This window comes from Planococcus wigleyi, assembly GCF_014836985.1.
Taxonomy (GTDB): Bacteria; Bacillota; Bacilli; order Bacillales_A; family Planococcaceae; genus Planococcus; species Planococcus notacanthi.
In genome coordinates this window covers 134520-152197 of the sequence record NZ_JACSPU010000004.1, presented here as the reverse complement: position 1 = coordinate 152197, position 17678 = coordinate 134520, and the positions used below count along the sequence as shown (strand labels likewise).

Genomic DNA, 17678 nt, shown 5'->3' with positions numbered 1-17678 from the left:
TTCTGACAACTTGACTCTATTATAAAAGTAGGAAGAATATTAAGGAGGAATAACAATGACAGAGAAAACGAATGGGTATGATGTAGTGGTTGTAGGAGCGGGGAATGCGGCGTTATGTGCGGCAATTTCAGCACACGAATCGGGAGCGAATGTCCTGGTTCTGGAAAAAGGTCCGAAAGAAAAAAGAGGAGGCAATTCCTTTTTCACGGATGGAGCAATCCGATTTGCCTATAATGGGCTGGATTCCATAAAAGAGATAGTTGCAATCACAGAAGAAGAGGCGGAAAAGATTGAAATGCCGAATTACAGCGAAGAAGATTATTACAATGATCTCATGCGGGTGACCGGAAACCGCAGCGAACCAAGTTTGGCAGGCCAACTCGTCTCAAAATCATATGAAACAATTGCATGGATGAAAGACAACGATATAACATTTGAATTGATTTATGATAATCAGTCGTTCGAAAAGGACGGCAAACGCCATTTCTGGGGCGGGTTGCCGGTAAAGACAGCGGACAAAGGGGTTGGCCTGATCAAGCAATTGAACGAGCGTGTCAGCAAACTTGGAATCGACGTCTGGTACGAATCAGCGGCAGTTAGGTTGAAAAAAGAAGCAGGCCAAATTACTGGGATCCTCATCAATCAAAAAGGCGACGAGCTGACAGTCAACACAAACTCTGTGGTGCTGGCTTGTGGCGGATTTGAAGCCAATAAAAAAATGAGAATGGAACATTTAGGGGAAGAATGGGAGGCAGCCATAGTTAGAGGAACGGAATTCAATACTGGTGAAGGACTTTCTATGGCAATTGAAGCTGGTGCAGCCACTTTCGGCCAGTGGTCAGGCTGTCATTCAATCGGTACAGATTACAATGCCCCAAAGGTCGGAGACTTCACTAAACCGGGAGATATCTTCAAAAAACACTCATATCCGCTTGGAATTATGCTGAACAAAGAAGGCAAGCGCTTTGTTGATGAAGGAGCGGATTTAAGAAATTACACCTATGCCAAGTATGGCCGAGAAATCTTGAAACAACCTGGACAGATGGCAATCCAGATATTCGACGCTCAAGTAAAGCCGCTTCTGCGTAAAGAATATGTTCTGGAAGAGGCATCAGAATACAAAGCGGATACGCTTGAAGAATTGATTGCGCAATTGCCGGTTGACCAGAAGCAATTTTTAGAAACGATCCAACAATACAACGAGGCGGTTCAAGAAGGTGAATACAGCCCGAATGAAAAAGATGGAAAAGGGACTACCGGCATCACACCGCCAAAATCGAATTGGGCACTGAAAATTGAACAGGGACCGTTCTATGCGTATCCGGTCACTTGCGGCGTAACGTTCTCCTTTGGAGGACTGCATGTGAACCCGAACGGTGAAGTATTGGGTGAAAACGGAGAGATGATTGATGGATTGTTTGCAGCAGGTGAAATGGTTGGTGGTATTTTCTACGACAACTACCCTGGTGGATCCGGGCTGATGTCCGGTGCCGTATTCGGGAAAATTGCGGGAGCCACAGCCGCATCCCGTTCAAAAAAATCAAAGATAACTGTATAGAAAATCGCAACGATAACCCCCTGGCTACTATATAGCTAGGGGGTTATCGTTTTCAGAAGGATTTATCTTATTCAACTGAACGATCTGCTGATTCCGCTTCAGCAGGAGTATAGGTACGTGTCAAAAAGTCGATGAAGTTCTGGACCGCAGGATATAAAACTTCCGTTTCTTTGTAAATCAGCCAAGTTGGCCGGTTAAGTGGCTGTTCGTTTCCATCTTTCAAAACTACCTTGTGGAGGTCCGTCATATCCGTCACAGCCAGCTCGGGTACAATGGCGTATCCCAACCCTCTGGAGACGAGCTTCGTGCACGTTTCGATATTATCAATTTCCATATTAATAGCCGGAGGTTGTGAATAATTGCTGTACCACCAGCTATCCATGATTTGCTGGAGTTTGGGATCGGTCTTGAAAACGATGCGTGGTTCTTGGGGCAGGCCTGTTAAATCAATAGGATCTTTTGAAATGATGCACAAACTTTCCCGATTCAACAAAACTTTATTGTTCTGCCAGTAGATATCGCCTCGCACAATTCCAAGTGCAATATTGTCTTGCTCGATTTCCTTCAGCACTTCATAGCTCCAGCCGGTAAAAACCTTGAACTGGATGTTGCTGTATTTCTCGGAAAACTCCTTTAACACATCAGGCAGGATGAAGCGGGCATAATTACTGGAAACGCCTAAGCGAATCATTCCAGCAGATTCTTCAGTAGTATTCAGCAAATGATCTTTTGTCTGTTGGAGCTTTACAAGCATTTCTTTTGCGTACTTTACAATGTATTCGCCTTGAGGAGTGAACTTGATGCCCTTTTTGTCGCGCCATATGAGTCGAACACCGACTTCTTCTTCCAATTGATTTAATCGATAAGTAATGGCGGGTTGAGAGGTGAACAGTTTATTCGCCGCTTTAGTGATATTTTTCTCTTCATATACCGTTGTAATGATTAGCCAGTCTTTTTCATCCATATTTATCCCCCCTACAGAAAGTATACTCTAATTAAAGAAATCAAATTCTAAAATTGAATCTCTCTGAGAGTTTCGCTTTCAGCCCAGTTGTAACTAAGCATTAAAAAAATTAAGTTTTGAATTACCTAAACTGCCGAGAAGGAATTTTTAACATCGTCTTTATGGTAAACCGGCATAATTTTTAACATAAGCAGTAAGCAATGGCGCATACTATATAATAAGAAACAATTGCAAGTTCTTCTCAAATTTCTTTTAAAAAGAAAGGAATTTTCCTTGAAGATGATTTCAGAAAGATATCGGTTCTCATAACGAGGATATCTCGTTATTTGAAACATAAAAACCGTAATTAAAAGGAGAAATCGATGTTACTCAATTACTTGAAAGGATCCTCTGCATCCGTGCTTTCTTCTATCGCTGTCATGTTCTTATTTATGATTTTGTTCGGTTCGGACTTCAGCTTAAGCGACGCATTATATGGATTTTATTCATATCTCTATATAGCCACATTTTTTGGCTATATCGGAGGGGTAGTTGCAATCGGAGTCGTTAGCCACTTCTCAGACAAAGGCATTTTCAACAAGCGCCTGCTCGCTGTTTTTGCCATTGTCGGCCTCTTGATCGGGTTGGGCCTTGAATGGTTAACCGACTTTGGTGCATCGCCGTTCTTCTTGATAGGCGGCGTCGTGGGATCCCTTGCATTTTTAGCAGTACAAAACATACAAAGCAAACTGATCGGGTGGAGCATCGTAATCCTACATTTCGTGTTTTTCTTTATTTATCCTCTTGTTGACACGCACCTTTGATTATTAAGAATTGGAATAGAAATGTGGCTTTGTCTGGTGTTTGGCTAGTAAATGCCGAATCGGGAATTCTATTGGACTTCAAATTAGACGAAAGAAGATGAGAATCTGTGAAATATTCATTTCAAGTCATGACACAACAACAGGCACAACAAATTGCCGATCTCTGGCATTCTTAAAAGCAGGTCTATTCGTTCAGGCATCTGCGGTTAAGAAAATACACAGATCTAAAAGCCCGGTTAACTTAAACGATAAGTTAGCCGGGCATAGAAAAGTATTATGATAAAGAATACAGGCTCATATCATTTCTTCATTTCCGATTTTCTTCTCATTTACTTCTTTTATTGCCCCGAACCACTAAAACATCGCAAGGGCTGCTGCTGACAATATGTTGCGATACGCTTCCCATCAGATAATGTTCAAATGCATTCAAGCCTTGGGCGCCGCATACAATTAAATCTGCATCTAAACGGTTCGCATAATCACGCGAAATGACTTTTTTAGGAGAACCCGGCGTGATATAGACATTCACTTCCGGAATGCCAGCTGCTTCAGCTTCTTTTTTGTATTTACTAAGAAGTTCTTTTCCATCCTCGAAGATTTCATCATCAATATCCGGAACGTGTTTCGTCATCGTAGTGTAGGCTCGGGTATCTACAACGTGAAGCAGATGGAGAACGGCATTATGCCGTTTAGCCAACTCAATCGATTTTTTAAATGCCAGTTCCGCTTCATGTGAACCGTCCACAGCTGCCAAAACATTGTTGTATTCCAGTGTCATACTTACGCCTCCTCGTTTTTTCACTCGCTCCTATAGTTAATTCTTCACTTCTTTAATAAAACCTTTTAAAACTGAAAATTCAATTAATTTAAATGAATTAAAGAGTTAGAAACATGATTTTTAAATGGTGCTGAAGATTTTAGCTATACACTAAAAAAAACTTACAGCCCAAGAAAAACAGGGGCTGTAAGCTTTTAGTATTTTTTGAGGGATTAGGCAGTCGGTATGCCGCCCGTGATGCTGTAGATCTGACCCGTTACATAGCTGGATTCGGGAGAAGCCAGGAATACATAAACGGATGATAATTCCACAGGTTGTCCTGCACGTCCAACAGGAGTTTCAGGTGTACCTTTTCCGAATTCCGGAATGTTTTCCTGCGGTTGGCCGCCGGAAATTTGAAGAGCAGTCCAAATTGGTCCCGGAGCAATGGAATTGACGCGAATGCCTTTTTCCGCCAATTGTTTCGATAAGGATTTTGTGAAACCGATAATTGCGAATTTCGTCGCTGCATAATCGACCAGCATCGGGCTCGGATCGAATCCTTCCACTGAGCTGGTTGTGATGATGGAAGCTCCTGCAGGAAGGTGCGGAAGCGCTGCTTTTACAGTCCAGAACATGGAATAGACGTTGATCTGGAATGTTTTCTCAAGTTGTTCAGTAGGCAAATCCAAAATATCCTCGACTGCTTGCTGCTTTCCGGCAACCAGTGCCAGGATGTCCAATCCGCCAAGTTCGGCGTTTGCCTGTTCGACCAGTTTCTGGCAGAAAGCCTCATTGCTCAGATCTCCTGGAATCAAGACGGCTTTACGACCTTCGGCTTCAATCAGCTTTTTGACTTCTTCTGCATCAGGCTGTTCCACCGGCAAGTAGTTGATCGCAACGTCCGCTCCTTCACGGGCATAAGCGATTGCAGCTGCGCGGCCGATACCAGAATCGCCACCGGTTACAAGCGCTTTCCGCCCAGCTAGTTTGCCGGAACCGACATAACTTGTTTCACCGCAATCGGGCAGGGGATCCATTTGATTTTGAAGGCCTGGCGGCTCTTGAAATTGTTTTGGGAAATCATCTGTTGTGTATTGTGTTCTAGGGTTCGGCAAGTTTGTCATCTAACTCTCTCCTTAGTGGTTGATAATGGATAGTTTCTTTCTTTATCTACCACTTAAAAATAAGGCGAAACATAGATCGCTAAATGTAAGCGTTTTTAAATATAAAAAGGCTAAAACCGGCAATGGCGACTGTTCATGATGCTTTCGCATCGGACTTTTCATTGCTTTTTTATATCAGAAGATAAAGGAAGAATGGTGGTTCTACAAAAAAGAAAAAGAAGACCGATGATTGAAAACAGGATAAACGCAAAAGGATAGGAAATGCCTTCGACCAACATGCCTGCAGCTATAGAACCATCGGACTGGCCAATTCCCAATGAGAAAAATGAAATACTGACGCCGGTCGAAGGCGAATCAGGAAATTGTCGGGTACCCCAGACGATAAAGAGGCCAGTCATAAAAATAAACGATACGCCAAAAAGCAGAGCCGATACATAGATAGCTGCAGAATGTGATAGAGTTAAACCGAAAATAGCGGCTGATACCACCAGCACACCTAATTGGTAGGAGCGGTGCAGTCCAATTGAGTGGATGATGGTTCCGGCTATGCCTTCAATAATGCCCGCACCTCCCATAATGGTCCAAAATCCTACACTTTCACTTACTGATAAGTCGTGAATAGCGGTAATATAACTTCTTGAGAAGGTCCAATAAATTGCTGAGCTGAAACCGACCCCGAAGGAAGCCAGTATCAGAAAGCGCGCCTTAACCAATGGCTTAAATTTGAATTTAATTTGCTTGAACATTCGAACTCTCTGATTTTCTTCTTTGATTGAATAACTGTTCCACCAACAAATTATTAAAGCAATGATTGCGAATAAGACATAACTCCATCTCCACTGTTCCCCAAATGCCAAAGCTACAGGACCGGTCAATAAAATACCGAAACTCGTCCCCGTATTAATCCAGGTGTTTCCCTTATCCTGCAAGTCAGAACTCATCGATTGTGCTACCACTTGGCTAAAAGCCGGCGATACCCATCCGCTTCCTAAATCGTTCGGCAATGTCCACTCGTTTTTTATGCAATTAAATGTATCTTTATTTAAATTATAGCATAAAATTCCAACTGATTCAGATTCGTTAGTCCGAGTTAGATATGGCTCTTGCATTTTTTTGAAAAAGGTGTAGAATTCCTAAATAGATATCAGATGTCCATAATGGATATCTGAAGTAGATGAAAAAGAGGTGCTAGATATGCAATTGACAAAAGGGGTAGAGCAAGCATTTTGTATTATTGTCTTGCTGGCCACACAGGAAAGCAGCGCACCGCTCGCTTCTGATGAAATCAGCAAAAGACTGGGCGTGTCGCCTTCGTATATGAAAAAAATCATTCGAAAATTGGTTGTCCAGGGAATTGCGGTTTCGGTCTCTGGAAATAATGGGGGCGTTTCACTTGCGAAGCCTGCAACTGATATTACCTTGCTGGATGTCATCGAAGCGATGGAAGGGCCGATTCAAATGTATCCGGATACTGGGTTGATCGGCTTGGCATTTCATGACGGAAAATATGCGAAAAAAGGACAGGAACTTCTGCGTAATGTGTTTGCGCAAGGAGATCGTTTGCTCATTGAGTACTTTTCTAATTTGACTGCAGCGGATTTGCTGAAAGAAGGACTTGGAACGGCAAACTTGCCGACTTTAAACTGGAACCGTGAAACTTTAAGTGACGTAATCGGTAAAGAACAGGATGATGACAAGTGAACATGCTTAGATTGGAATGGAAAAAATTGTTTTCCAAACCGCTGTTATTGGGAACAATGATTGTTATGATGTTTATCCCAATTATTTATGGAGGGTTTTTCCTTGGATCGTCCTGGGATCCTTACGGTAAAACTGATCGTTTGCCGGTGGCTGTTGTGAATGAAGACACAGCTGCAGATTACGATGGCACTACTTTCGCTGTCGGGGACGAATTGGTCGGTAACTTAAAAGAAAATGAAACACTGGACTGGCATTTTACAGATGCCAAAGAAGCTGAACGCGGCATGAATGACGGAAAATATTTTATGGTGTTGACCATTCCGAAGGATTTTTCAACAAATGCGGCGTCCATTATGGATGATCAGCCGAAAGCCATGAATTTGCAGTATGAAACCAATCCTGGCCGAGGCTTTTTCATTGAAGCTGTCAGCAAGCAGGCGACCATGGCCATTAAAGAAGAAATCGCAGAAAATGTAACAAAAGAATACGTAAAAGCAGTATTTGCGCAAATTGAAACACTTGGTGAAGGAGTAGGGCAGGCAGCTGAAGGTGCCGAACAGCTCAATGAAGGAACTGTTGAGCTCCAGGATGGCAATAAGGAACTGACTGCAGGGCTAATGGAATTGTCAGAAGGCAGTTTGACGTTCAAGGAAGGGGCCGAGCAGTTGGAAATTGGTGTTGGTCAATTTTCAGCGGGAACAACTGCACTGCGCAAAGGGGCAGACCAGTTGAACAAAGGAATTTTTGAGTACACTGAAGGCGTTGGAAGACTTCAAAGCGGAGTAGCTGGACTGGCTGAAGGCACAGCCGAGTTGAACAGTAATGGTTCTGCATTGGTTCAAGGGTCCGTGAAGTTGGCAGATGGCCTAGGTTCGCTGGTTCCTGGAGCTCAGCAGCTGAATGATGGATTGTCGGAAACTCAGCGCGGTAGTGAAGAGCTGGACAATGGCCTGCACGAATTGCAGTCACAAACCAGTCAACTGGCAGACAGCTCTTCAGGCATACAGCAATTGGTTTCGGGTCAAGCCGCGCTCAATGATGGACTTGCAGAATTAGCTGCAGGAGGTTCGGCATTGAAGAATGGGTTAAACGAATTGAATGATGAACTGCCAGCGGCTGATCAAATCGCCAGCTTGCAGCAAGGGCTCACCGCCATTCAAGAAAGCCTTGGCCAATTGAACAGTGCAGTTTCTGCAGGAAGCGCTCAGGATGCATCCGGACTGCAAACGAATTTAGCTGCAGCTCAACAAAGTTTAGAGGAACTGCAGCCAGTTTCTTCCGCCTCAGCAGTGGAAGCTTTACAGGCGTCTCCCACTTTTGTCAGTTTGACCGAAGAGCAGCAGGCAGAGCTGTCAGCTGCTGTCAGTGGCAGTATGGAAGAAAAGTCAGCAGTGCAGCAAGCTACTCTTGAAACACTTAAGAATAGCCTTGGAGCGGTGTCGTCCGATTTAAACGATCACTTGATTCCGGCTTTTCAATCACTCGGTTCATTGCCGGGACAAATCGCCGAATTGAATAATGCGGTAGAGCGTATCAATCCACAAGCGGTACAGGCACTCGGTGGTTATGCATCTCTCCAGGATGCGCTTACTGGCAAGTTGATTCCTGGCGCAGCCGCTCTTGCTGCAGGTGCAGACGAAGCCAAGCAAGGCAGTGGGGAATTATTGGCCGGTACAGAGAAAGCAACAGAAAAACTGCCGCAACTGGCAGATGCAGTTGATCGTTTGGCACAAGGCAGTTCTTCGTTGACTAAAGGCGTATCGTCTCTTGCTGATGGTTCAGCTGGATTGGTCGAAGGGGCAAGTGCCTTACAGCAAGGCTCGCAGGAGCTTAAAAATGGAACTGCTGCTTATGCAGAAGGGGTGGCCCAAGCAGCGGAAGGTGCGGGGCAACTTCAACAAGGTACCAATCAGCTTGCTGCAAATTCCGAAAACCTGAATTCCGGTTCCAGCGATTTGGCGGATGGTGCCAATCGTCTAAATGAAGGCATTCCAGCACTTTCCGGCGGAGCGGGCGAACTTGCCGGCGGTGCAGTTGAATTGCGCAACGGGGCAGGGCAACTAAAAGAAGGATCAGGTGAACTGGGAGCAGGTCTTGGCAAGCTATCAGAGGGGTCATCTGAACTCGCTGCAAGTTTGGGCGAGGGAGCAGAAGAAGTAAATGGTACTCAGCTGAATGATGCCAATTTCAAAATGCTGGCTGCCCCGGCAACAGCTACAGAAAGCCAACGCAGCGAAGTGCCGAACTACGGCCATGCATTGGCTCCGTATATTTTATCGCTTGGCCTCTTTGTTGGCGCTTTATCGTTCAATCTGGTGTTTCCAATCAATGCGCCGGCAGGGCGTCCGACTTCCGGTACCGCTTGGTGGCTCAGCAAGTTTTCGATTGGCTTTGTCCAGGCGACCGCTGCTGCATTGATTGTCGATGCCATCATGTTGTTCGGTTTTCACCTTCAAGTGGAACATATCGGAGAGTTCATCGCAGTTTCTGTGATCACCTCACTTACTTATATGTTCCTGATCATGTTCTTGGCAATCACATTCGGTAATCCAGGCCGCTTTATGGCCATGATCTTGCTCGTCGTTCAATTGGGTGCGAGCGGTGGCATGTTCCCGGTAGAACTGACCAATGGATTTTTCCAGAAAGTCCATGACTTTGTTCCAATGAGCTATGCGCTTCTTGGTTTCCGGGAAGCTATGTCTTCCGCTTATGGAAATGAAACGTTTATGATGAGCATATGGGTGCTCGGTGGGTTTATTCTGGTCTTCAACGTGCTGCTATGGCTTGTTCTAAGCATCAGAAGCCGCAAAGCATTTAGGTTGGCAGAAGAAAATTAATCGAAAAAGCCTCTTTTGAACGGCCGTGTAAATCGGTGTTCAGGAGAGGCTTTTTTGTGTAGATTAAAGTCTTTTGCTAGCAATAGAAATCAATCTTCAAAAAGAAAAGAATATTCAATCATTTGATGTTTCCGCTGGGTTTATTTGGTATATTAGAAGGAGAGAACCAACATCTTTTTCGGATAGGTGATAGATGTTTCGATTGGAAATAGATCAGAAAAAAATGGCAGCTTTAAAGGGACAGGAAGAAAGGTAAACAATGGGGTCGGGAACATTGCAGGGAGGCAAAAAATATGGATTTGATATTTATTCGTCATGGCCAAGGAGAGCATGCGAGTAATTTGCCGGACAGTCTCGGATTGAGAAATCCTTCGCTAACCAGCAAAGGAATAGACCAGGCGGAAAAATTAAGGTCTGCACTGCCTTTGACTGCTGAGGATGTTGTGGTTGTCAGCCCTACTCTGAGAACGCTCCAGACTGCTTCTGTGTGGAGCGGAAATGTGGATTGTATTAAAGTTGTCCACCCGTTGGCGGCGCCCCGGATATTTCCTGCCCACGCCGATGCTGTGACATCTTGCTGTGATGAGCTGCTTGATGCAAAAGCTATGCAAGAGGAATTTCCAGCCTTTCATTTTGCTCGAAATTTGGATTCTTCGTTGTGGAAAACAGGGATCAATCTGCTGACAGAATATGAATTCAGCTGCTTGGCCGAAGACTTTTTTGGCTTTTGCCGAAGTTTTCAACGAAAGAGAATCTACATTATTACACATGATGGGACCATCACTTCTTACCGGCAACTCATATCAGGGCGATTGCTTACAAGACAAGATTTTCTGGCTGAGACAGAATCATTCAGGTTAGTTATTGGCTAAGAAGCGGAATGGCTTGGCCAAGCACTGGACGATTTATGTCATTTTCGTGGACAAAGAGTGTCGGCATCAAGCTGTCGGCAGCCAATTGCTCACTGCACTTAACCAAATGCAGATAGAAAGTGGAGCATTAGAACAATTAGTATCTGTACAGGAAGGCATTCAAAAAGGAATTCCATTTTATGAGGCGTGGGGGTTATATACAAAGTAAAGCGAGCATAAACCACGAGTACCGGTGAGCAGCAAGTCTCGCTGCGCTATTTAAGAGATTTGTAAACCTTGGGAGCTATTGCTTTGTTCAGCCTCTTCATGGTGTTTTATCTTTAGTTTTATCTAACTGTAAATTGAGGAGAACTGACATGAGAGAGAAAAAAGTTCGGGGGATTAAACAGAAGACGGAAAACATGGTCAAACGGATTAAAGAAAACACAGCGGTATTTCCAACGGATTTCTATAATGGATACTGGCATATGCATTTGCCGGTTCACCAAGGTTTTATCAACTCCGATCAAACACCTCGGAAAGTTAAACAGCTTTGTATGCAAACACTTATAGAACGGGTGGCATACCTTAAAGATCTAAAGCCTTATGACCAAGTGGAATACCGTGTTGTAGCTTCAATTGATTTTCCGAGTTTGTGGAATTCACAAATCATTGTTTTCAAAGGGAACGAACATTTCCAAGATTTCTTTATCCGTGAGGATGAGGACCAGAAATGGATTCCGCTTCCGGAGACTCGAAATGTTCGGGCAGAATGGAATTTGGACGTTCCTGAAGACTTATCCATTTCCGGTTTCAAGGAAATAATCGATGATGAAGAAGGCTATTATGAAAATGAAATTTGGTTTATCGGTGATAGTAAATAAACGAAATTTAAATGAAAGAAGGAGAAAAACGATGCCAACGCATGGTTTTTCTCCTTCTTTCGTTCTGCTCTCAGTTAAGCTGCCTGGTTTTTAATTGTAAATCCGATAATGATCGTGGTCTGATGTTTTCGCCTCGTAAAGAGCCATATCTGCGTATTTAACCAATGATTTTTCATTATCAGCGTTGTCGGGGTATAACGAAATGCCGATTTCGGCTCCAATTTTAATTTCACAACCGTTAAAGAGCAGGGGAGATTCGAGTGATTTCAGTATTCGCTTTGCTGTTTGTTCGGCCACTTCGACTGAATCAAGTCCCGGTAAAACAATCCCCATTTCGTCACCGCCCAAACGGGCAACCGTGTCGCTAGATCGGATGCTGGACTCTAGCCGCATCGCCATTTCCCTGATGACTGCGTCTCCTGCGTCGTGTCCGAACCGGTCATTGATTTGTTTAAACTTGCGGCCATCCAACATAAGTACCGCCACTTTTTTTCCGGTGGCATCGGCTTGGAAAATAGCTTTCTTTAATTTGTCATCAAAAGTCCGGCGGTTGGGGATACCGGTTAAATGATCATAAAATGCCATCTTCTCTACTTTGTCCTGTAGCCTCTTGCGTTCTGTAATGTCCCTTGCAATCGTGAAGAATTGCTTTAATTCCCCATTCGACAAGACTGGGGTGGGGGATATCTCCATCCAGACATAATGTCCCTTCCGATGCATACACCTCACTTCTACTGTGGTAGATTCTCCTCTATCAATGAGGGATGCGACACTTTCAATTAAATTACAAGTATCCTCCGGATGAACGTTCGTAGTAAAAGGGCTTCCGATAAAGATTTGATCCGAGTATCCCAACACTTTTTCGCTGGCGGGCGATACGTATTCCACTTTTCCGGAAAGGTCGATCAATGTAATGATGTCAAAAGTGCTTTCTGTAATCAGCCGGTATTTTTCCTGGCTTTTCTGTAGTTCCTGTTCTGCTTTTTTTAATTCGGTCACATTTTTATAGACGATTGTCGCGCCAATGACTTTTCTATCCGAATTTCGGACTGGGGAATAGGAAGAAATGATATTCAACGGTTTCCCGGTTTTGTCGATGCGCAGTGTATCATGAAACTTGACCGTTTCTCCGTCCAATATCCGTCCTATAATATGGTCTTGATCAGATCTCATATGAGATGGGATGATTGTTCCTTTTCCAGTTTTCATTTCGTCTTCTGTAAAGCCGAATGTTTCTTCAAAGGCTGGGTTTACTTTTAAGATATCTCCTTTTGTATCAATATAAAAGAGGGGATCGGTTGAGTTTTCCCAGAAAACTTCGAGCTCTTCTTTGGCCTTTGTCAGCGCCTTAGCAGCTAAATTTTTTTCAGTGATATCGGTGATGATGCCGTGGATTCCAAGCATTTGACCATCTACGATCAGGGGGATATTCAGGACCTGCAAATCAATCAACCCGCCATTTTTCTTATGGAAAGCCATTTCATAACGTTCCGGCTGTTCGCTGTTAATCGCTTTGTAAAAATAGTCGCGTACTTTTTCTATTTCTTCAGGCATAACAATCGACAAAAATGAATTTGCCTTTAATTCCTCAAACGAATAACCGGTGATGTTTTCGGTGCCGGCATTGATGCTTTCCAGATTGCCGGTCCGGTCAAATGTGAAAATTCCATGCGGATGATTATCGAATAGCGATTTATACCGCTGTTCATTCTCACGCAACAAACGCTCTGTTTTTTTCTGATCTGAAATTTCTTTGGCAATGGCATAAATTCCATTCACTTGATTTTCAATGATGATGGGAATGGTATTCACTTGAAAGACAGCCTTCTGCCGTTTTTTTGTATAGATCACCGTTTCAAATTCAACAGAAACTCCGGTCAGCGCCTTTTCAAAATGAGAGAGCGTGTCCTCTAAATAGCGATCGACGACCATTGAAACAACGGACTGGCCAATCAGCTCTTTTTCAGAGAACCCTGTAACTTCTGTGACTGTATGGTTGATGCTGATGAAATTTTTGTCTTGATCAAATTCAAATACCGCATTTCCGTTGTTTTCGACCAGTGAGTTCAATCGTTTTCTCTCGACATCGATTTCCCTTTTAGTCTTCAGCAGAGCTTCCTTTCTCTGTTCTCTTTCGGTGACGTCCCGCACGACAGTCATTATATACTGGCATTGATCAGGTTTGACTAGTACCGGACTCAACATTATTTCACCGATAAAAAACCCATTGTCTGTTTGAATCTTTTCAATAAATTCTCTCGGTTTTTGCGCAGCTGTTACTTCTTGGTGTTGTCGGATTATTGCTTGACTTTGCTCAGGAAGGAAAACTTCTTCAATCAGACAGCCGATAATTTTCTGTGGGGGCATGATAGCCAACGCTGCTGGATTAGCGTAAAGATAACGATAGGAATTTCCGTCTTTCGCCATCAGGAAAATGGGGTCTTGAATCAAATCAAAAAGAGCAGTGGAAGCTAAAATATCCTGTCCCAGCTCTTTTGACAAATATTTCATCATTATTGATCTCCTTCCAATCATAACTTTTCTTCTTTTATGTATGGATAGTTTATGCGCGGGGGTCTATTAGACTAGTTCTCCAAGATTCTTAAAAAGTAATTAATTCCCATGTAATTTAAGTTTACTAGATTAAGCAACAGCAAGATAGGGGTTTCTAAAACTTAATACAATAATTTAGAATATTTAGAAGGAGATTTATGGCAATAAAAAAACAGGTAGATCAGCTGCGATACTGTCTACCTGTTTGGTCACGTAACATTTTTTACTGGATTGTTTGTCAATAAATTCCGGAAAGAATCATCCCGATGGAAGCATAAATGATCACTGTTGAATAGATAACGACCATATGCACCAAAGAGAATAAAAACATTTTATCCGCCCAAACTTTTATGCCATATTTCTGTGAGCCGAAGAGACTCAAGCCCAGCCAAAGGAGTCCCATGACAAGAGAGACCAAAGTTAAGCCAAGGCTTAATGGCAGAAACAGCAGGCTGGAAAGCACCAATAAGACTAAATAAATATTGGTTTGGAGGTAAGTGCGCTTTGCGCCTTTCGCAACTGGAAGCATCGGAATATTTGCTGCTGTATAATCCTCTTGCTTACGAATGGCAATTGCGTAAAAATGGGGCATTTGCCAGATCACCATAATCAGGAATAACGCCCAGCAGGCAGGATGCCAGATATCAGGTGCTACAGCGGCCCAGCCGATCAAAGGAGGCATAGCGCCTGAAATACTTCCCACTTCCGTGTTCCAGATTGTCCGGCGCTTTGTCCACATGGTATAAGGCACCACGTAGAAAAACACGCCGAGAAATCCGAGAAATGCGGTTAGTGGGGAAGCCACATACAATAAAGCCAAGCCGATAACCAATAACAGAATTGCAGCCCATAAGACTTTTTTGATCGCTATAGATCCTGTTACCGTCGGGCGGTTTTTGGTCCGGTTCATGACAGCATCGATGTCACGGTCGTAAAGATTATTGAACGAACCAGCTGCTGCAATAATAGCTGCTGTACCTATTAAGGCTAAAAGGATATTGCCGATATTCTCTGTAAAGCTTTCTTGGTACGTATACAACGCGAGCATCAATCCTGCGAGCATGGGAATCAAATTCGATTTGATAATTCCTGTTTTCACGACTTGTGCCCATAATGTTTTCTGAGATGGTGCAGTTAGTTCTATTTTCATTTTCAAACTCCTCTTATGTCCACGACTATTAATATACCTCAGCTGACAGGCAAATTTCCATTAAACCAGCATTTTTGCTTAATCATTTTTGAACATTTCAAGTCAATCACAAAAGATGTGGAAATTTGCTTTAATTTTAGCTGACATTTGAGTTGAGAATGAAATAAATTCAATCGTCTGGAGCGGGCGGATTTGACAGGAGAAGCTTGTCTGGAGTTTATTTTCAAAGACATACCAAAAAGCCTCTTCCTAACTGGAGGAAAGAGGCTTCTGGAAATGAAGCGTTTTAGAAATTGAAATGGCTATCATTCAAATCCCGACACATCAGACGCAATCAGTAGCTCACTGACAGTGAGAATTGAACTCTTTAATTGTCTTCATCTTCTGGGTCTGGGATGCGGACCACCAGTACATCGCAGGGACTGCTTCTGACAATGTGCTGGGAAACACTTCCGAGCATGAACCGTTCCATGGCATTGATTCCGGATGCACCGCATATAATCAGGTCTGCTTCAACTTGTTTCGCAAAGTCTCTCGCAATGACCCTTTTAGGAGAACCTGAAGTGACGATGTTGTTTACATTTTCCACTCCTGCGTCCAAGGCGATGGCTTTGTATTTCTCCAATAGTTCTCTGCCATACTTAAAAGCCTGCTGTTCAGTATCGACGCCATGAAGTCTGATAGGTGTATAAGTACGGGGATCTGCAACGTAAATTAAGTTCAAATTGGCATTATTTCGTTTGGCGATGCCGATCGACTTTTTGAATGCCAGTCCTGCTTCGTCCGAACCGTCAACTGCTACAAGAATCTCTCTGTAAGCTAAAGTCATGGTATTCCCTCCTGTCAATTTGTGTAGTAATAAGTACTTCTCCATGAGATAGCTGAACTCCTGCAGTTGAACGGCATAAACAGATTAGTTAAAGAGACTTGGCAAGGGAGACAGTCAATATGTTTCGAAAGTCAAGAAATGGATGATACAGTTGAAAGAGAATTCCTGTTTATTTTGAAGTGGTTGTTGGAGTTTGGACTGGTACATAAGAAAAAGAGCTTTGGGTGAATCAATAATGACGGGAGGACATCATATGTTTGCGTTTGTGGAAAAATACGGAGCTTTTGCAATTGCGGCCGTGTGTTTGATTTCGGTCATTACGTCTTGGGGAAATAATGGAATATTGACAGGGATTTTGATAGCGGGGGCAATTATTTGTCCATTTATTGGACTATCAAACTTAAAAGATGGCAAAGAACGTAATAGGTAATCAGCAAAGTTCGTCATCCGACCGACAATCCAGGAGGTGAGTAGCATGGGTAGAAAATTGAAGTACCTGCTGATTTTTATCGCTGGAATGATCGCTTATTTGGTGATTTCAACTTTATGGATATAGGGGAAAAGAAAAATAGATGAAACTTGCAGTTTACTCATTCGTATATTTAGTATCAACTATAAATTTAGGGAGCGGTTAACATGAGAGTCAAAACATTTGTTGGATGGAGCGAAAATAACTTAGATCAAAAAGTGAATGGATTTCTCGAAGATTCCACGTTGGAGATTGTGGATATAAAATTTGCAATTCATTTCTTTTTCTTCAGCGCAATGGTGCTCTACAAATCCACAGCTTATTCAAAAGACTTGTCTAACTAAAATCATGAACGTTTATTGAAGACAGAAAGTGTTCCATAAACTACAGCTATACAAAGTAAAACAAGTCCGAATGCATTCGTAATCAAATCGAAATCCAGTTCATTGACCGAACTTAAAGTTTCTCCATCTTTTCCAATTGAAATCATGGTCCATCCGTTATAGCTGAGGAGAAAATAGGATAGCGTCAAACCTAAAATCAAGCCTATAACAATCGAGATCCAGCCTTTTTTCATGGATAATTCCTCCTGATCGACTAAACTTTATAGTAAATTAAAATAATGTAAGGAGGCAGGGGATGCAGCAGTTTACTTATCGAGTCCGCAAAACGTTTCAGCGGCCGAAAAAAATGACGCTAAGAGACGAATCGGGACAAGCGTTGTTCTTGTTGCACCGAATGCGCCATCATTTATAGCAGGGATTTTCAATGTGCTGCTGAGTTCCGGTTTGCCTTATACATATATAATTACACAACTGGACGGAAAACCCTTTTACAGCACCGAATGTTCGTTTCCCGGTTTTGGTTATCGTATTTTTGACCACCAATCCCAGAAATCCGGACGGGTCGCAGGACACCGAGTTCAATTGTTAGAAGTGGCTTATTCCTTTAACTTGGACACCCGAAGCTATTACTTTGAGAAAGACTTTGCAGGAACTGGCCGTTTGAAATGCGAGGATACAGAAATTGCGGCTGTGTCGATGTCCAATTTAATTGTTAGCTCTGAGCTTGACGTGGTCCATGTCGAAGCGGTAAATAAGGAAGTGGCTTCTCTAGCCGCCGTTTTGTTTCACACCTTTTTTTATTACAACGCATAGGAGATAAAAATTAAGCGTGCAAAAAATCCACCCTGTAT

18 protein-coding genes are annotated in these 17678 nt (G+C 43.0%); 10 read left to right on the top strand and 8 right to left on the bottom strand.

Annotated features, from left to right (window positions below):
* The first annotated feature begins 55 nt into the window (after positions 1–55).
* Complete coding sequence (tcuA, locus tag H9630_RS12155) at positions 56–1558, top strand: FAD-dependent tricarballylate dehydrogenase TcuA (RefSeq protein WP_191715755.1); 1503 nt, start codon at positions 56–58, stop codon at positions 1556–1558.
* A 67-nt stretch (positions 1559–1625) separates the two neighbouring features.
* Here the strand turns inward: tcuA and H9630_RS12150 are convergent, their stop codons facing one another.
* Complete coding sequence (locus tag H9630_RS12150) at positions 1626–2522, bottom strand: LysR family transcriptional regulator (RefSeq protein ID WP_191715754.1); 897 nt, start codon at positions 2520–2522, stop codon at positions 1626–1628.
* Between the two features lie 362 nt (positions 2523–2884).
* On the opposite strand from H9630_RS12150, the gene H9630_RS12145 reads away from it, so the two are divergent.
* Positions 2885–3325, top strand: a complete 441-nt coding sequence (locus H9630_RS12145) for a hypothetical protein (RefSeq protein ID WP_191715753.1) — start codon at positions 2885–2887, stop codon at positions 3323–3325.
* A 325-nt stretch (positions 3326–3650) separates the two neighbouring features.
* Here the strand turns inward: H9630_RS12145 and H9630_RS12140 are convergent, their stop codons facing one another.
* From H9630_RS12140 to H9630_RS12130, 3 genes are all read right to left on the bottom strand, one after another.
* Complete coding sequence (locus tag H9630_RS12140; protein ID WP_191715752.1) at positions 3651–4103, bottom strand: universal stress protein; 453 nt, start codon at positions 4101–4103, stop codon at positions 3651–3653.
* Positions 4104–4315: 212 nt separating this feature from the next.
* On the bottom strand, positions 4316–5209 hold the full coding sequence (locus H9630_RS12135) for an SDR family oxidoreductase (RefSeq protein WP_191715751.1): 894 nt from the start codon (positions 5207–5209) through the stop codon (positions 4316–4318).
* A 158-nt stretch (positions 5210–5367) separates the two neighbouring features.
* Complete coding sequence (locus tag H9630_RS12130; protein ID WP_225218531.1) at positions 5368–6318, bottom strand: MFS transporter; 951 nt, start codon at positions 6316–6318, stop codon at positions 5368–5370.
* A gap of 85 nt (positions 6319–6403) precedes the next feature.
* Between H9630_RS12130 and H9630_RS12125 the strand changes: the two genes are divergently transcribed.
* From H9630_RS12125 to H9630_RS12105, 5 genes are all read left to right on the top strand, one after another.
* Positions 6404–6910, top strand: a complete 507-nt coding sequence (locus H9630_RS12125) for an RrF2 family transcriptional regulator (RefSeq protein WP_191715749.1) — start codon at positions 6404–6406, stop codon at positions 6908–6910.
* Positions 6911–6912: 2 nt separating this feature from the next.
* The gene (locus H9630_RS12120; RefSeq protein ID WP_225218553.1) at positions 6913–9747 is read left to right on the top strand and encodes a YhgE/Pip domain-containing protein; all 2835 of its coding nucleotides are present in this window, start codon (positions 6913–6915) and stop codon (positions 9745–9747) included.
* A 293-nt stretch (positions 9748–10040) separates the two neighbouring features.
* Positions 10041–10619, top strand: coding sequence for a histidine phosphatase family protein (locus H9630_RS12115; protein ID WP_191715747.1), 579 nt, complete (start codon positions 10041–10043; stop codon positions 10617–10619).
* 13 nt (positions 10620–10632) lie between these two features.
* Positions 10633–10827, top strand: coding sequence for a GNAT family N-acetyltransferase (locus H9630_RS12110; protein ID WP_191715746.1), 195 nt, complete (start codon positions 10633–10635; stop codon positions 10825–10827).
* 148 nt (positions 10828–10975) lie between these two features.
* Complete coding sequence (locus H9630_RS12105) at positions 10976–11482, top strand: DUF3916 domain-containing protein (RefSeq protein ID WP_191715745.1); 507 nt, start codon at positions 10976–10978, stop codon at positions 11480–11482.
* Positions 11483–11572: 90 nt separating this feature from the next.
* Here the strand turns inward: H9630_RS12105 and H9630_RS12100 are convergent, their stop codons facing one another.
* The 3 genes from H9630_RS12100 to H9630_RS12090 all read right to left on the bottom strand — a co-directional run bounded on the left by H9630_RS12100 (position 11573) and on the right by H9630_RS12090 (position 16014).
* Positions 11573–13996 carry a PAS domain S-box protein gene (locus tag H9630_RS12100; protein ID WP_225218530.1) on the bottom strand — a complete coding sequence of 808 codons (2424 nt, stop codon included), beginning with the start codon at positions 13994–13996 and terminating at the stop codon, positions 11573–11575.
* 277 nt (positions 13997–14273) lie between these two features.
* Positions 14274–15185: a heme o synthase gene (gene cyoE, locus H9630_RS12095; protein ID WP_191715744.1), complete on the bottom strand. Its 912-nt coding sequence runs from the start codon at positions 15183–15185 to the stop codon at positions 14274–14276.
* A gap of 367 nt (positions 15186–15552) precedes the next feature.
* The gene (locus tag H9630_RS12090) at positions 15553–16014 is read right to left on the bottom strand and encodes a universal stress protein (protein WP_191715743.1); all 462 of its coding nucleotides are present in this window, start codon (positions 16012–16014) and stop codon (positions 15553–15555) included.
* 253 nt (positions 16015–16267) lie between these two features.
* Here H9630_RS12090 and H9630_RS12085 point away from each other — a divergent pair, with 253 nt between their 5' ends.
* Positions 16268–16444 carry a hypothetical protein gene (locus H9630_RS12085; RefSeq protein WP_191715742.1) on the top strand — a complete coding sequence of 59 codons (177 nt, stop codon included), beginning with the start codon at positions 16268–16270 and terminating at the stop codon, positions 16442–16444.
* Between the two features lie 206 nt (positions 16445–16650).
* Positions 16651–16827 (top strand): hypothetical protein, encoded by a 177-nt coding sequence (locus H9630_RS12080; RefSeq protein WP_191715741.1) that lies wholly within the window; start codon positions 16651–16653, stop codon positions 16825–16827.
* A 2-nt stretch (positions 16828–16829) separates the two neighbouring features.
* On the opposite strand, the gene H9630_RS12075 is transcribed toward H9630_RS12080, so the two are convergent.
* Positions 16830–17060 carry a hypothetical protein gene (locus tag H9630_RS12075; RefSeq protein WP_191715740.1) on the bottom strand — a complete coding sequence of 77 codons (231 nt, stop codon included), beginning with the start codon at positions 17058–17060 and terminating at the stop codon, positions 16830–16832.
* A gap of 193 nt (positions 17061–17253) precedes the next feature.
* Between H9630_RS12075 and H9630_RS12070 the strand changes: the two genes are divergently transcribed.
* The gene (locus H9630_RS12070) at positions 17254–17640 is read left to right on the top strand and encodes a tubby C-terminal domain-like protein (protein ID WP_191715739.1); all 387 of its coding nucleotides are present in this window, start codon (positions 17254–17256) and stop codon (positions 17638–17640) included.
* Positions 17641–17678: the final 38 nt, after the last annotated feature.